The organism is uncultured Limimaricola sp., assembly GCF_964022235.1.
Lineage (GTDB): Bacteria > Pseudomonadota > Alphaproteobacteria > Rhodobacterales > Rhodobacteraceae > Limimaricola.
Window position 1 is genome coordinate 89,161 of sequence record NZ_CAXHZL010000002.1, and the last position, 14,400, is coordinate 103,560.

At 68.6% G+C, this 14,400-nt stretch carries 13 protein-coding genes; 7 read left to right on the forward strand and 6 right to left on the reverse strand.

Annotated features, from left to right (window positions below; translation table 11 throughout):
• Positions 1–44 precede the first annotated feature (44 nt).
• Genes AADJ02_RS02895 through AADJ02_RS02910 form a run of 4 tightly spaced genes read right to left on the reverse strand, consistent with a single transcriptional unit; the run spans position 45 to position 3,335 of the window.
• On the reverse strand, positions 45–764 hold the full coding sequence (locus AADJ02_RS02895; RefSeq protein WP_341211487.1) for an ABC transporter ATP-binding protein: 720 nt from the start codon (positions 762–764) through the stop codon (positions 45–47).
• On the reverse strand, positions 761–1,192 hold the full coding sequence (locus AADJ02_RS02900; protein WP_341211488.1) for a hypothetical protein: 432 nt from the start codon (positions 1,190–1,192) through the stop codon (positions 761–763). Before AADJ02_RS02900 ends, AADJ02_RS02895 begins: the two co-directional genes overlap by 4 nt.
• A complete protein-coding gene (locus tag AADJ02_RS02905; RefSeq protein WP_341211489.1) occupies positions 1,189–2,166 on the reverse strand; it encodes a YVTN family beta-propeller repeat protein in 978 nt (325 codons plus the stop codon). Before AADJ02_RS02905 ends, AADJ02_RS02900 begins: the two co-directional genes overlap by 4 nt.
• Positions 2,163–3,335, reverse strand: a complete 1,173-nt coding sequence (locus tag AADJ02_RS02910) for an ABC transporter substrate-binding protein (RefSeq protein ID WP_341211490.1) — start codon at positions 3,333–3,335, stop codon at positions 2,163–2,165. The genes AADJ02_RS02905 and AADJ02_RS02910 overlap by 4 nt, the downstream gene beginning before the upstream one ends.
• Before the next feature lie 141 nt (positions 3,336–3,476).
• On the opposite strand from AADJ02_RS02910, the gene pedF reads away from it, so the two are divergent.
• Positions 3,477–4,157: a cytochrome c-550 PedF gene (gene pedF, locus AADJ02_RS02915; protein WP_341211491.1), complete on the forward strand. Its 681-nt coding sequence runs from the start codon at positions 3,477–3,479 to the stop codon at positions 4,155–4,157.
• A complete protein-coding gene (locus AADJ02_RS02920) occupies positions 4,157–5,050 on the forward strand; it encodes a transporter substrate-binding domain-containing protein (protein WP_341211492.1) in 894 nt (297 codons plus the stop codon). The genes pedF and AADJ02_RS02920 overlap by 1 nt, the downstream gene beginning before the upstream one ends.
• 4 nt (positions 5,051–5,054) lie before the next feature.
• Here the strand turns inward: AADJ02_RS02920 and AADJ02_RS02925 are convergent, their stop codons facing one another.
• Both AADJ02_RS02925 and AADJ02_RS02930 read right to left on the reverse strand, forming a co-directional pair.
• Positions 5,055–5,936, reverse strand: a complete 882-nt coding sequence (locus tag AADJ02_RS02925) for an FAD:protein FMN transferase (RefSeq protein ID WP_341211493.1) — start codon at positions 5,934–5,936, stop codon at positions 5,055–5,057.
• Between the two features lie 8 nt (positions 5,937–5,944).
• On the reverse strand, positions 5,945–8,038 hold the full coding sequence (locus AADJ02_RS02930) for a 4Fe-4S binding protein (protein WP_341211494.1): 2,094 nt from the start codon (positions 8,036–8,038) through the stop codon (positions 5,945–5,947).
• A gap of 135 nt (positions 8,039–8,173) precedes the next feature.
• Between AADJ02_RS02930 and AADJ02_RS02935 the strand changes: the two genes are divergently transcribed.
• From AADJ02_RS02935 to AADJ02_RS02955, 5 genes are all read left to right on the forward strand, one after another.
• Entirely contained in the window at positions 8,174–8,869 is a 696-nt protein-coding gene (locus AADJ02_RS02935; RefSeq protein WP_341211495.1) for a response regulator transcription factor, read from the forward strand.
• A 24-nt stretch (positions 8,870–8,893) separates the two neighbouring features.
• A complete protein-coding gene (locus tag AADJ02_RS02940; protein WP_341211496.1) occupies positions 8,894–10,060 on the forward strand; it encodes an FIST N-terminal domain-containing protein in 1,167 nt (388 codons plus the stop codon).
• An 8-nt stretch (positions 10,061–10,068) separates the two neighbouring features.
• Positions 10,069–12,267, forward strand: coding sequence for a PAS-domain containing protein (locus AADJ02_RS02945; protein ID WP_341211497.1), 2,199 nt, complete (start codon positions 10,069–10,071; stop codon positions 12,265–12,267).
• Between the two features lie 120 nt (positions 12,268–12,387).
• Positions 12,388–13,947, forward strand: a complete 1,560-nt coding sequence (locus AADJ02_RS02950; RefSeq protein WP_341211498.1) for an aldehyde dehydrogenase family protein — start codon at positions 12,388–12,390, stop codon at positions 13,945–13,947.
• A 77-nt stretch (positions 13,948–14,024) separates the two neighbouring features.
• Positions 14,025–14,381, forward strand: coding sequence for a DUF779 domain-containing protein (locus AADJ02_RS02955; RefSeq protein ID WP_341211499.1), 357 nt, complete (start codon positions 14,025–14,027; stop codon positions 14,379–14,381).
• Positions 14,382–14,400 lie beyond the last annotated feature (19 nt).

A 14,400-nucleotide genomic window follows, 5' to 3' on the forward strand; every position in this document is an offset into this window, starting at 1 on the left:
CACGGGCGGGCGGGGCACGGTGGCAAGGGGGGCTGCGGCGTCGGTCATGCGGTCTCCGCCGTGAGTGCCAGAAAACGCGCGGCAAGGTCGCCGCTCGGGGCGATCTCGCGCGCAGGTGCATCGGCGATGACCCGGCCCCGGTGCAGCACCGCGACCTGATCGCCGGAGGCCACCTCATCGGCCAGATGCGTGGCCCAGAGCACGGTCAAACCGCCCTGCCCCGCCAGATCGTGCACATGCGCGGTGATCGCGGCACGGCTCGCCGCATCGAGACCCACGGTCGGCTCGTCGAGCAGCAGCACCGAGGGGCCATGCACCAGCGCGCGGGCGATCTCGGCGCGCCGGCGGTGCCCGCCGTTGAGATCGCGCGCCCGTTCCCCCGCCCGTTCGCCCATTGCCAGACGGTCGAGCGCCGCGTCGATGCGGCGCGCGGCCTCGCGCCCCGACAGCCCGTGCAGCGCCGCGAAATAGCGCAGGTTCTCGATCACGCTGAGGTCGAGATCGAGCGTCGACTGCTGGAACACCACGCCGATCTCGGCCAGCGCGGCGCGCGGTGCGTCGAAGAGGTCATGCCCGGCCACCTCGATCCGCCCCGCCTGCACCGTCATCAACCGGGTGAGCAGCGAGAACAGCGTCGACTTGCCCGCGCCGTTGGGCCCGAGAAGCGCGCAAAAGCGCCCGGGCGGCAGCCGCAGCGACACCGCCTCCAGCACCCGCTTGGAGCCGTAGGCATGGCTCACACCGCTAACGATCAATCCGCTCATTCGATCACCACCTCGAGCCGCTGCGTCTCGCCGGTGCTGCCGGGCACGCGGAGGTCGTAGCGCCCCGGCTTGATTGCAACAAAGCCGATCTCCATCACCCCGGCCTCGTCGAACTCGACGCTGTCGAGGCCAAGGGGCCGGATCTCAAGCCCTTCGATGACGATCTCGTCGATCCAGATCGCGCGAAAGAACTCCGGCCCCGCCAGTCCCAATTCCTGGCTGCCATCGGCCTCGATCTCGATCTCGTAATAGGTGCCGGACTTGAGACGCAGCGGTGCCTCGGCCAGCGGCATTCCCGCCGACAGCAGGATCGGCGGCAGGTCCTGCTTGTTTCCCGAGGACAGGAGACCGGCCAGGCCGAAGCCCTGCGCCTGCGCGAAACCCGGGACCAGCGCCAAGGCGAGGGCCAATGCAAACTTGTGGATCATGCGGGGTCTCCCTTTGCAGGCCGGAACGCCGCGCCCCATGGAAAGCGGCCCACCTTGATGGACCGGAGCGGCTTGCGCGCGGCGACGTCGATCACCGTGACGTCGCCGGACACGCCGTTGGTGGTGAAAAGCAGAGATCGGTCGGCATTGAAGGCCATGTGCCAGACCCTTCGGCCCACGAGGATGTAATCCTCGACCGCATAGGTCTCGGCATTCACCACGGCGAGGTAGTTCGCCGGCCCCAGCGCCACGAAGGCGGTCTTGCCATCCGCCGTAAGCTCGAACCCCACGGGCTGCACCCGGTCGGGATGCACCCCCGTCACCGCGAAACCGATCTTGGCCTTCTCGGCCTGTGTCGCCGTGTCGAACACTGTGATCGTGCCGCCGATCTCCGAGGACACCCAAAGCTCCGCCCCATCCTTGACGAACTCGGCATGGCGCGGGCGCGCATCGACCAGCGTGTTGGCAAAAAGCGCTTGGGTTTCGGTGTCGATCCAATGCGCCATGTTGGTGGTCTCGGAGGTGGTGATCGCCACCTTCCCGTCCGGGCTCACCGCCATGCCCTCGGGCTCGATGCCGACATCGATCTGCGCGATGACCTCGCGGGTTTCGGTGTCGACCACGGTGGTGATCGCGTCGTCCTCGTTCGCGATATAGAGACGGCGATCGTCGGGGTGCAGCACGAACTGCTCTGGGTCCTCGCCCGAGGGCAAATCGTGCAGGATCACGCCCGTCTCGGGGTCCATCACCTGCACCGCGTCGCTGTCGGAGGCGCAGATGTAGAGACGTGAGAAATCGTGCGAAAAGGTCAGCCCGCGCGGCCGCTCGCCGGTCGGGATGGTGCGGGTGACCTGCATCGTCGCCACGTCGATAACGCTGACGGTGTCGTCCTTTTCGTTGGTCACCCAGATCTCGCCCTGTTCCTGCGCGAGCGCGGGCGCGGCCATGACGGCAAAGGCGATGGCGTATTTCATGCGGTGTCCTCAAAGGCGGTGCAGGTGGTTTCCGGCGCGTCGCCGCCAAGCGTGTCCATCTCGCTCACCGGGTGCAAAAACCCCTCGAGCGGGGCGGTGGCGACGACCGCGCGCTCGGTGACGAGAGGGATCGGCTGACGCATCTGGCCATCCCAAGAGCGAAAGCTGAGCGGGCTTCCCAGAAAGCCGCCGAGCTCGAACTCGGGGCCAAGAAGGAACACGCGCAGGGTGGCGGGATCGGCGGATCCGGTGCGTGTCACCGCCTCGCCGATGGCGCGCATCGCGGCCCACGCGGCAAAATCCCGCGGGCGCATCTCGCGGCCCGATTGGGCATGAAACCGCGATTGCAGCTGCGCGGCCCCCCAAGCCTCGACCACCGGCGCCCAAGCCACCGCCCGCAGCCCCTCGGACCCCGCGAGCGGGCGTGGCGTCCAAGCGTTGTAGGCGACATAGCGAGCAAAATCCCCGGCCTCGTCGGCCACGAGCAGCACGTCATGATCCGGCAAGGATTGCGTGAACACCGGCACCTCTTGGCCCGCGTTGCGGCGGATGTCGGCATCCGCGAGCCACGGCGCCTCGGCGCGCAGCTTCAGCCCGAACTTGGTGAGCGATCCGCGCAGGCTATCGGCGTAGTCCACATCCTCGGGCCGCGCGCCCGCGATCATCACCAGATCGTCCCAGCGACGCTGCAGCAGGAACTGTGCCAGCGCGTCGGTGCGCATCGCGGTCGAGGGCAGCGTGTGCAAAAGATTGGCGCGGCAGTCGGCCCCGCGCAGTCGCGCCTCGGGGGCGGCGGTGTTGAAGATCAACGCACCCTGCGCTTCCGGCAGGTCCGCCACCGTCAGTGCGGCATCGGCGGGCGCATCGAGGATCAGCAGGCCACCGCGCGCCAGAGCGGCCTTCGCCACCTCGACCAGATTGCCATCCGGCGGCACCGACAGCGTGTAGAGACTATAGTCATGCCCCAGAAACCGCCCCGTGGTGGCGTTATCCTCAAGGCCCAGTTCGGCGCCTGCGCGGCCCTCGTCTTCGGGCCATGTGTCGAGGTTCGAGCGCACTGGTGGTCGGACGACCTCCGTGCGCAGCCATGTCACCGGCACCTCGATGCCGGCCTGCGCCGCGCTGGTCCAAAGCCCCAACGCCAGTATGCGTACCGCGTGTCGGATCATCACTGTCCTCCCGATCCCGAGGCTAGCGGCATTGCCCCCCGCGTCCGAATACGACCATGGTCGCGGCCCCGCCGAAGGTCGCATATGCCGCTTGGCCTCGGGCGGCTAAGGCTGGAGGCGACATTCGCAGGAGGACCGACCATGCCCCGCAAGACCCGCATTCTCGCGACGCTCGGCGCCATCGCCGCCGCTGCCACCCTTGCCCAGGCCGCCGGCCTGCCGCTCGACATTCAGGCGGTGAACACCGACGCCCTGCCCGACGTGGGCGAGGAATGGCTGACCGTGAACCCCTACCGCGATCAGGGCGAGGAGGTCTGGCAGAAAGCGATCGAGATCGGCGCCTCCGGCTACAACCAGAACTGCGCCCGCTGCCACGGGCTCGGCGCGGTCTCTGGCGGGCTTGCTCCCGATCTGCGCTTTCTCGAGGCCGAGGAATACGGCGATGAGTGGTATGCCGAGCGGTTCCGGCACGGCTTTACCCAGAACGACGTCACCCGGATGCCCGCTTTCGGCGAGCTCTTGGGACAGAAAGCGGCCTGGGCGATCCGCACATATCTCGAAACCCGCCCCGACGAGGAGGCGGTGAGCGCGAAATCCGCCGAGCTGAAGACGCTGCGCGACACGCTCTCCAAGGGTGGCGACCTCGACGCGGACGCGATCCGGACCGAGCTTGCGGGCATTGCCGAGGAGATCGAGACGCTGTCGGGCGCGCCGGTGGCCGATTCCATCGCCTACCGCGCCGCCCATGTCATCGACGGCACCCCCGAAAGCTACCACAAGGCGGCGGAGACGCTGACCGTGGGCCTTTCGGCCGCCCAGTGATGCGCCGCGCGGGCCTTGCGCTGGCGCTCGGCCTCGCCCTTTCTCTCCCCGGGGGCGGGGCCTTTGCGCGCTGCGAAGATTACGTACCGCAGCCCAAGCCGCAGAACGCCGACCGCGACTACATGGGCCAGACCCTCGACGAGATCCTCGATCGGGGGTTCATCGAATTCGCGGTCTATGCCGATTTCCCGCCATGGTCCTACGAAGACAACGGTGTCGCCACAGGGGTCGATGTCGAGATCGGGCGGCTGATCGCCCGAGATATGGGGGTCGAGGCGCGGTTCCGGCTGGTGGCGGCGGGCGAGGATCTCGCCGCCGATTTGCGCAACTGGGTCTGGAAGGGCCCGGTGGTGGGCGGCAGCGTCGCCAATGTGATGCTGCATGTGCCTTACGACAGCGCCTTCACCTGCCGGGTCGAGCAGGTGGTGTTCACGGGCCTTTACGATGTCGAAACCCTCGCCATCGCCTATGACAGCGGCGTCTTTCCCGACGACGCCCCCCTGCCCGCCTATTTCCGGATGCACCGCGTCGGGGTCGAGAACGACTCGATTTCGGATTTCTATCTTTCGGCCATGGCAGGCGGGCAGCTTGGCCCCAACATCTCGCGCCATCCGACGCTGGAGGCGGCCATGGCCGCGCTGGCGGCGGGCGAGGTGACGGCGGTGATGGGGCCACGCGCGCAGCTCGAAGCGGATCTCGGCACAGCCGGCCTTCACGTGCCGCCCTTTCCCGGACTGATGAAACCCGCGTGGCCGATCGGCCTCGCGGTCCATCAAAGCCACCGGGATCTGGGCTACATGATCGAAGGCATCGTCGGCGATGCCGTGGCCGACGGGCGGATCGCCGCGATTTTCGACAGCCACGGCCTGAGCTGGACCGCGCCCGAGTGGTGAGCGCCTAGAGCGTCATCATGTCGCCCGCGCGGTCCACCAGCCGCACCTTGCGCAGGCCCGCAACATCCAGCGCCTCGATCTCCTCGCGCGGCATCAGGCAGATCGCCGTCGACAGCGCGTCGGCCAGCGCCGCCGTGTCGGCCTCGACGCTGACGCTCGACCACAGCGGCGTCTTCAGCCCGCCACTCAGCGGGTCGAGAATGTGGCTCGCGCCGCCTGGCAGGAACAGCGCGCCGGGGCTGGAGGTGGCGATGGCGCCGCCCGAGAGGCTGACCTGCCCGATGAGACCCTGTGCGTGATCCTCGATGCCGATGCGCCACGGCCCGCCCAACGCCCGCATCTCGCCTATGTTGACCAGCGCGCGGGTGAACCCCGCCGCCGCCAGAGCCTCGGCCACGCGGTCGCTGGCAAAGCCCTGCGCGATACCGTTGAGCGTCAGCGCCTGCCCCTCTCCGAGTTGGACATCCGGAGCGGTCGTCACCCGGCCCCAGCCGATGCGCGCGGCGGCGGCGCGGGTGTCGCCGCCTTCGGCCAAGGCGCGCCACAGTGGCTGCACCGTCGGGTCGAACCGCCCCGCCGTTGCGGCAAAGACCCTTTCGCACAGCCCCATCAGCGCGGCAAAGTCGGCATCGGGCGCATCGAGCCGCCCGGTCGCGTTGAGCCGCGACAGCACGCTGTCCGCGCGGTAGAGGCTGAACAGCGCTTCCATCCGCTCCAGCGTTTCGCGCGCCACCGCCAGCGCGGGCGCAACCTCGTGGCGCGGGCCCGAGAGCGTGATCGCGGCGTCTGCCCCGAGCGCGGTGCCGCGCCAGGTTTCGGCATGGCTCACGCCGGGGGCCGCGATGGCGGCGGCGGCGATTGCGAGAAAGCGGCGGCGGCTCGGCATGGCGGTCCTCATTCGGCAACAAGCGGGGTGTTGCGGCTGGCGCGTGCGGGGCGCCGCGCGTCGAGCACCAGCGGCACGCAGCGCGCCGGATCGTCGTGGATCGACACACAATCGAGGCAGCCGAAGCATTCGGCGTAGTCGATGCGCCCCGTCTTCTCGATCGCTCCATAGGCGCATTTCACTCGGCAGAGCTGGCACGGAGAGCCGCAGTCCACCCGTCGCGCGATCCAATCGCGGCCGCGCAGCAACCCGCCGATCGCCATCACCGCGCCAAGCGGACAGAGGTAGCGGCAGAACCCTTTGAACAGCACCATGCCAAGCAGCAGCCAGAAGACGGCATAGGCGACGTAATACCATTCGCGCAGGAAGAAGGTGGTGATCGCGGTCTTGAACGGCTCGATCTCGGCGGCCTTGTCGACATGGTCAGGCGCCAGGATCACCAAGAGCACCAGACCCGCGAGCGCGATGTATTTCAGCGATTTCAGCCGCCGGTCCCAGACCGCCGAGGGGCGGATCTGCGGCAGGCGCAGCCACCGCCCCGCGTGATGCGCGAACTCCTGCAACGCGCCGAAGGGACACAGCCAGCCGCAGAACAGCGCCCGCCCCCAGATCACGAACCCGATGATGGCCGCCCCCCAGACCGCGAGACCGAAAGGGTCGTAGAGAAGGAAGGCGAAGCTGCCGCCTTCGATGGCGGTGCGGATCACACCGAGCACGGTGACGATGGAGAGCTGCCCCTGCCCCCACCAGCCGACAAACCCCGTGACCAGCGCCAGCGCCGAAAGACGGAACGGCGTCAGTACCTCAGCCGAGGCCGTCCGCCGCAGCCCCGGCCAGAGCGCCGCGAACAGCGTGGCAATCAGCAGCGCCAGAAGCCCCAGATCGGCGGTCCGCGCGCGCAGCGCCTCGCGCCAGGGCGACCCCGCCACGGGCTGGGTCGGTCGTTCGAAGAAGCGCTCGGGCGTGGCATGGGCGATCTCGAAGCTGGTCGAGCCGATCTCCGGGCGCAGCATCCCGTGTTCGCGCAGCGCCAGCACGTTCAGCGTCCAGTCCGCCGCCGGGTCGAAGCCGAGCCGCCGGTCGGCGCGCAGGATCATCGCGCGGCCCTCGGGCACGCCGGGGGCCAGCTCCACGAAGATGTCGCTATCGCGCAGCGCCACCGGCAGGCCGCCTTGGCTCGCCGAGAGCAGGTCGGGGGCGGTATTGCGCACGAAATCCTCGCCCACCAGCCCGTGCCGACCGGCTTCGACCAACAGGATCGGCTCGTCATGCGGCGCGATCTCCGAGAACTGCCTGAGCTCGGCCAGCGTGCCCTCTGACAGCGCCGCGCGGGCGATGGAGGGCGGGCCGAGATCGACGACCCACAGGTCGAGAAAGGCCTCATTGGGGGCCGCGCGCGCCTCCGGGTCGTCGTGGCTCCAGATCGTGCCGGCAAAGCGCGCGTCCAGCTCGGCGTTGCTGACCACGACATGCCGAGCCAGCCCTTGTGCTACGAGATCGTCCCATGTCAGCGCCTCGTCGTGTCCCATATCGGGCCGCGACGGGGGCGCCGAGGCGATGCCCTGCATCTTCTCGCGCGCCACCTTGAGCGCGGCGGCGAGGATCGACTCATGGGCGATGCGCACGCTTGCCGTCGCCTTGGTCACGCCGTCGAGATAGACCAGCGACGAGCCTGCCCCCGCATCGCCATAGGGCGTGCCGACCACGAGGCTGTCGGCGATGGACAGCCCGCCGTATTGCTCGAGGAAGCCCCGCAGCGGCGCCTCGCCCAGCCCCGACACGAAGATCGGCTCGTTCTGCGACACCAGCCGCACGTCGATGAAGCGCCCCGCGAGGTCGAGCGTCACCAGCATGTCGATCGGCGCGCCCGAGAACCCCGGCAGCGGTGCCAGAGGCTCGGTCTCGAACACGTAGCCTGCCTGCGCGCCGCCCGAGTTCAACAGGCTCCAGACCCCGTCATCGCCGATCGGATCGCCGAGTGAATATGGCGGCACGATCATCTCGGCCAGGGCCTCTCGCGGCAGCGTATCAGGCGCGGCCCGACCCGGCCCGGCAAGCGCGGGCGCGAGAAGAAGTTGCAGGAGCACGAGAATGAGGCGCATCCCCAAGAGCTACGCCCACCGCCCGCGCCGCGACATTCGACCTTGGTGCCGGGGCATGGTCATGAGACCTTTGGCCTATGTCTGGCCCGCCCGGGGCCTGATAGCCTGAATGGGACGCACCAACGGAGCGGGATCATGGCGCAGGAGAAGCTACAGGTTGAGACGGCGTTCCGACGCGCTCTGGTGATCGACGACCATCCACTGTTCTGCGACGCGCTGGGGCTGACGCTGCGCCATTTCGTCGGGATCGAACGGATCGACACCGCCGACCGGCTCGAGGCGGCGCTGACGCGGCTCGACGCGGGTGAGACGCCCGATGTGATCCTGCTCGATCTGCACCTGCCGGATGTGTCGGGCCTCGATGGTCTGGTGCGGCTGCGCCGGATCGCGGGAACGACACCCATCGTCGTGGTCTCTTCGCTCGCCGATCGGCAGGTGGTCTCCGCGGCGATCCGGGCAGGCGCGCGTGGCTTCGTGCCCAAGCACAGCGACCGCGAAGTATTTCTCACGGCCTTTCGGATCATCGCGGCGGGCGGCCTCTACATGCCCGAGGGGATGGATCTGCCCGACGCGCCGGGGCGCGGCTACGAGGATGCGATAGACCGGCTGGCGCAGCTGACACCGCAGCAGGCGACGATTCTGCACCGGATCTGCTGCGGCGCGATGAACAAGCAGATCGCCTATGACCTGTCGATCGCCGAGACCACGGTGAAGGCGCATGTCACCTCGATCATGCGCAAGCTCGGGGTGCAGACCCGGACGCAGGCGGTGCTGCTCGCCAAGGAGGCGAGCTTTGGAAACATGTTGCCCGACCCGCCGCTGCGGCAGTAGCGTCCGATCGAGGGAGGACGAGGGATGGAGCTTTGCGCCACGGCGCCCGGGGAGGGGCGCGAGCGCGACGACACGGTGATCCGCACCGCCAGCGTCTCGGCCTTTGCGCCCGGGGCCGCGCAGGCCTTGGCGCGCGCTCTCGGCCCCGGCCCCTTCGCTCTGGTGATGATCTTCGCCGCGCCGCGCGCGCCGCTTGAGGAGATCGCCCGCGCCGCCCGCGACTGGCCCGGCGCGCGACAGGTCATCGGCTGCACCACGGCGGGCGAGATCACCGGCGCCGGCTATGCCGAGGACGAAATCGTTGGTATCGGCCTGCCCGCCGAGATGTTCGAGGCCGAGGTCATGGCGATCCCGGATCTGGCCCGGATCGGCGGTCGCGACATGGTCGGCGACATGACGGTGATCCGCCAGAGGCTCGAGGACCGCCGCCGCGACTGGTCGTCGGAGTTCGCGATGCTGCTGGTCGATGGTCTGTCGCGACGCGAGGATGCGCTGGCCGCCGCTCTTTCGAGCGGAATCGGGCGGGTGCCGCTGTTCGGCGGCTCGGCTGGCGATGGCGAGGCCTTCGGCGAAACCCGCGTGCTGATCGACGGCGTCTGGCAGCAGAACGCCGCTGTGGTGGCCTTCGTGCGCACCGCCTGCCGCGCCTCGGTGTTCAACCTCGATCATCTCGAACCGACCGAGGAGCGCATGATCGTCACCGAGGCCGACCCCGAGGCGCGTGTGGTGCATCGTCTCAACGGCGAGCCGGCGGCGCGCGAATACGCCCGCGTGCTGGGCCTCGACCGCGCGCAGCTGTCGGCCTTTACCTTTGCCGCGCATCCGCTGGTGGTGCGCATCGGCGGGCGGCACCATGTCCGCGCGATCCAGCGGATCGGAGCGGCGGGCGAGCTGATCTTCTATGCCGCGATCGACGAGGGCATGGTGCTGTCGCTGGCCGAGCCGCTCGACATCGCGGAGCATCTCGACGCCGCCTTCGACGAAATGGCGCGCGACGCGGGACCACCGGCGGCGATCCTCGCCTTCGACTGCATCCTGCGCAGGCTGGAGGCCACCGAAAAGCAGATGGGCGGACGGATGAGCGCGGTGCTGCGCAAGCACCGCATCGTCGGGTTTTCGACCTATGGCGAACAGATGAACGGGCTGCATGTGAATCAGACGATGACGGGCGTGGCCCTCTACCGCCCGTGACGCAGGAGATGATCGCCACACACGCCTTCCTCGACCCCGAGGACAGCCTCGAGCGGCAGAACGAGAAGCTGATCCAGATCGTCGACGCGCTGGTGCGACAGGTCGAGCGCGGCGGCTCGGGTTCGGGCGAGGCCTATGCGCAGTTTCGCCGCGCCGCCCTGCTCGAGGAACAGGTGCAAGCTCGCACGGTGGAACTCGAGAGCGCGCTCGAGATGCTCAACCGCTCGAACGCGCGGCTGGCGCAGGCGATGCGCGAGACCGAAGCCGCGCGGCGCGACCTGTCGACCGCGATCGAGACGGTGCAGGAAGGCTTCGCCATGTTCGACCCATCGGGCGCCATGGTGATGTGCAACTCGCGCTTTGGCATGTACATGGAGGATCTGCGCGAGACGCTGCGCCCCGGCCTGCGCTTCGAGGATTACATCGCCCATGTGGCGCAGTCGCGCTCGCTGTCATTGCCGCCCGGCGAGACGCCGCAGCTATGGCAGGCGCGGCGGCTGGCGCGGCATGATGACCGCCACGCGATCTTCAACGTCTCGCTCGCGGGCGATCACTGGGTTCAGGTGAGCCAGCATCGCACGCCCGGCGGCGGCACGGTGATCCTGCAGACCGACGTGACCGACATGATCCGTGCCGAGCGGCAGGCACGCGAACGGATGCTCGACGACCAGTCGCGCATGGCGCGCGCCACGCTCGATCACATCAAGCAGGGCATCTGCATCTTCGATGGGCGGCTGCGCCTCGCGGGGTGGAACGACAGCCTGAGCCAGCTCATGGGGGTGCCGACGCCGCGCCTCAGGCGCGGGCTGCACTTTCCGGCGCTGTGGCGGATGATCGCGCAGGATTTCGACTTCGACACCGAGATGACGATGCAACGGCTCACCAATTGGGTCGAAAGCCCGGTCGCGCGTCAGCCGCTGCGGTTTCGGATGCGCAGCGAGGACCAGCGATTTATCGACGCGAGCGCCCAGCAGATGCCCGACCGCGGCTTCGTGATCAGCTTTACCGACATCACCGCCGAGCGCCGGGCGATCGGCGACCTTGCCCGCACCAACGAGGCGCTGGAGGAGCGGGTGCGCGCCCGCACGCTGGAACTCGAGGACGCGCTGGAACGGGCGGGTCGCGCCAACGCCAGCCGCTCGCGCTTTGTCGCCGCCACCAGCCACGACCTGTTGCAGCCGCTCTCCGCGGCCAACCTGTTCCTCTCGGCGCTGGCGCATGACGACCCCGCCAACCGCGAGGTGCTGGGCAAGGCGCACAGCGCGCTGCACAGCGTCGAGAGCATCCTGCACGCGCTGCTCGACATCTCGAAGCTCGAGCTGGGCCACGCCTCGATGGACGTGGGCCCCGTGGCGCTGGGGCCGGTGCTGGAGCAGTTGCACGACCAGTTCGCGCTTCAGGCCGCGGCCAAGGGGCTCAGGCTCGACATCCTGCCCACCGGCCTCGTGGTGTCGAGCGACCGGACCTATCTCAAGCGGGTGCTGCAGAACCTGATCGGCAACGCCGTGCGCTATACGCAGGCAGGCCGCGTCCTCGTCGGCGTGAGACGCCGCGGCGGTGCCGCGGTGGTCGAGGTCTGGGACACCGGCCCCGGCATCCCCGAAGAGGACATGCAGGCGATCTTCCGCGAATTCTCGCGGCTCAATGCGCGGGCCAGCGCCTCCGAAGGCATGGGGCTGGGCCTCGCCATCGTCGAGCGCGCCTGCGCGATCCTTGGCCATCCGCTCGACGTGGCCTCCGAGCCGGGCAGGTTCACGCGGTTCAGCGTCGGTGTGCCCGTCACCGTCGCCCGCGCCCCCGACACCGAGGCCCCCGGTCAGGCGCTTTCGGCAACGGACACCGGACCCGAACGGGTGGCCCTTCTGGTCGAGAACGACGCCGAGGTACGCCGTGCCATGTGCCACCTGCTGGAGCGCTGGGGCCTCACCGTGCTCGATGTCGAGAGCGGCGAGGCGGCGCTGTCGCTGCTCGACGAGACCGGGGCCGAGCCGGACTTCCTGCTCATCGACCAGCAGCTCGGGGCCGGGATGACCGGGCTCGAGACCATCGCGGCGCTGCGCCCGCTCCTGCCGGGCCGCCCCATACGTCTCGTCACCGCCGACCGCTCGCCCGAGCTGCGCGACGCGGCGCGCCGCGCGCGGGTGACGATCCTGCCCAAGCCCGTCGCCACCGACGATCTGCGCCGGTTCCTCGGGCGCGGCGGCTAAGCCCCACCTTGGTCGTACGACCATGGCCGCATTTCTGGATCGCCCGGCATTCGGCATCCTCACCCCCAGACGCCACCCTCGCGCCGATGCAGGGTCCGGCGTTCCTGTAGGGAGGACACCATGAACATCCAGACACAGACCACGCCGAGCCGCCAGGTCAGCTCCGCGCTCGACACCAGCCATCTCGGCGTGCCGTTCCCGTTCAAATCGCGCTACGGCAACTTCATCGGCGGCCAGTTCGTCGAGCCGCGCTCGGGCCAGTATTTCGAGAACCCGACGCCGATCACCGGCGAGGTGATCTGCGAGATCGCGCGCTCCAACTCCGACGACGTGGAAGCCGCCCTCGACGCCGCCCACGCCGCCTTTCCGGCCTGGGGCAAGACCTCGCTGGGCGAGCGGTCGAACATCCTCAACAGGATCGCCAACAAGATGGAGGAGAACCTGCAGCTCCTCGCCGCGGCCGAGACCATCGACAACGGCAAGCCGATCCGCGAGTCGGTCAACGCCGACCTCGCGCTTGCCGTCGACCACTTTCGCTACTTCGCGGGCGTCATCCGTGCCGAGGAAGGCTCCATCGCCGAGATCGACGCCAACACCTATGCCTATCACTTCAACGAACCACTTGGTGTGGTCGGCCAGATCATCCCGTGGAACTTCCCGCTGTTGATGGCGACCTGGAAGATCGCGCCGGCGCTGGCCGCCGGCAACTGCGTGGTGCTCAAACCCGCCGAGCAGACGCCGGCGTCGATCATGGTGCTGATGGAGCTGATCGGTGATCTGCTGCCGCCGGGTGTGCTGAATATCGTGCAGGGCTTCGGCCTTGAGGCGGGCAAGCCGTTGGCCCAATCCGACCGGATCGCCAAGATCGCCTTCACCGGCGAGACCACGACCGGCCGCCTGATCATGCAGTATGCCTCGCAGAACCTGATCCCGGTGACGCTGGAGCTTGGCGGCAAGTCGCCCAACGTGTTCTTCGAGGACGTGATGCAGGCCGACGATGCCTTCTTCGACAAGTGCCTCGAAGGCTTCACCATGTTCGCGCTGAACCAAGGCGAGGTCTGCACCTGCCCTTCGCGCGCGCTGATCCAGGAATCAATCTACGACGACTTCATCGCCCGCGCGGTGGAGCGGGTCGGCAAGGTGGTGCAAGGCAACCCGCTCGACATGAACACGATGATCGGCGCGCAGGCCTCGACCGAGCAGATGGAAAAGATCGGCTCCTACCTGAAGCTTGGTCGCGACGAGGGGGCCGAGGCGCTGATCGGCGGCGAGGTGGCCTCGCTGGGATCGGGTCTGGAGAACGGCAACTACATCCAGCCCACGGTCTTCCGCGGCAACAACAAGATGCGCATCTTCCAAGAGGAGATCTTCGGACCGGTGCTCTCGGTCACCACCTTCAAGGACGAGGCCGAGGCTCTCGAGATCGCCAACGACACGCTCTACGGCCTTGGCGCCGGTGTCTGGACGCGTGACGGCTCCCGCGCCTTCCGCATGGGCCGCGCGATCCAGGCGGGCCGGGTCTGGACCAACTGCTACCACCAGTACCCCGCTCACGCGGCCTTCGGCGGCTACAAACAGTCGGGTATCGGGCGCGAGAACCACAAAATGATGCTCAACCACTACCGCCAGACCAAGAACCTTCTGGTCTCCTACGACCAGAACGCGCTGGGCTTCTTCTAGACCTCGGCCCTCCCCCCCCGGACCGGCGCACTCCTGCGCCGGTCCGGCCCCCTTCCCCTGTCCCGGAGACCCGGCCCATGACCAACACAACCGCAGAGACGGGCCACATAGGGGTCAGCGCCACCGATGCCGCGCTCGATCTCATCTCCGAGATCAAGTCGCGCCACGGCGACGACCTGCTGTTTCATCAATCCGGCGGCTGCTGCGATGGCAGCGCGCCGATGTGCTTTGCCGCTTCGGATTACATGGTGGGGCCGCGCGACGTCTGCCTCGGCACCATCGGCGGCGTGCCCTTCTACATGAACCACGACCAGTACGAGCGCTGGAAGCACACCACCCTGACCATCGACGCGATCGACGGCATGGGGGGCATGTTCTCGCTCGACAACGGCACGGGGCGGCGGTTTCTCACCCGCTCCGAGGTCTGTCTCTGATCCCCATCCCCGACCGAAG

What these genes read in the sequence shown, in the direction of transcription:
- AADJ02_RS02895 (WP_341211487.1), bottom strand. Translation starts at nt 764, where the DNA reads ATGAGCGGATTGATCGTTAGCGGTGTGAGCCATGCCTACGGCTCCAAG.
- AADJ02_RS02900 (WP_341211488.1), bottom strand. Translation starts at nt 1,192, where the DNA reads ATGATCCACAAGTTTGCATTGGCCCTCGCCTTGGCGCTGGTCCCGGGT.
- AADJ02_RS02905 (WP_341211489.1), bottom strand. Translation starts at nt 2,166, where the DNA reads ATGAAATACGCCATCGCCTTTGCCGTCATGGCCGCGCCCGCGCTCGCG.
- AADJ02_RS02910 (WP_341211490.1), bottom strand. Translation starts at nt 3,335, where the DNA reads ATGATCCGACACGCGGTACGCATACTGGCGTTGGGGCTTTGGACCAGC.
- pedF (WP_341211491.1), top strand. Translation starts at nt 3,477, where the DNA reads ATGCCCCGCAAGACCCGCATTCTCGCGACGCTCGGCGCCATCGCCGCC.
- AADJ02_RS02920 (WP_341211492.1), top strand. Translation starts at nt 4,157, where the DNA reads ATGCGCCGCGCGGGCCTTGCGCTGGCGCTCGGCCTCGCCCTTTCTCTC.
- AADJ02_RS02925 (WP_341211493.1), bottom strand. Translation starts at nt 5,936, where the DNA reads ATGCCGAGCCGCCGCCGCTTTCTCGCAATCGCCGCCGCCGCCATCGCG.
- AADJ02_RS02930 (WP_341211494.1), bottom strand. Translation starts at nt 8,038, where the DNA reads ATGCGCCTCATTCTCGTGCTCCTGCAACTTCTTCTCGCGCCCGCGCTT.
- AADJ02_RS02935 (WP_341211495.1), top strand. Translation starts at nt 8,174, where the DNA reads ATGGCGCAGGAGAAGCTACAGGTTGAGACGGCGTTCCGACGCGCTCTG.
- AADJ02_RS02940 (WP_341211496.1), top strand. Translation starts at nt 8,894, where the DNA reads ATGGAGCTTTGCGCCACGGCGCCCGGGGAGGGGCGCGAGCGCGACGAC.
- AADJ02_RS02945 (WP_341211497.1), top strand. Translation starts at nt 10,069, where the DNA reads ATGATCGCCACACACGCCTTCCTCGACCCCGAGGACAGCCTCGAGCGG.
- AADJ02_RS02950 (WP_341211498.1), top strand. Translation starts at nt 12,388, where the DNA reads ATGAACATCCAGACACAGACCACGCCGAGCCGCCAGGTCAGCTCCGCG.
- AADJ02_RS02955 (WP_341211499.1), top strand. Translation starts at nt 14,025, where the DNA reads ATGACCAACACAACCGCAGAGACGGGCCACATAGGGGTCAGCGCCACC.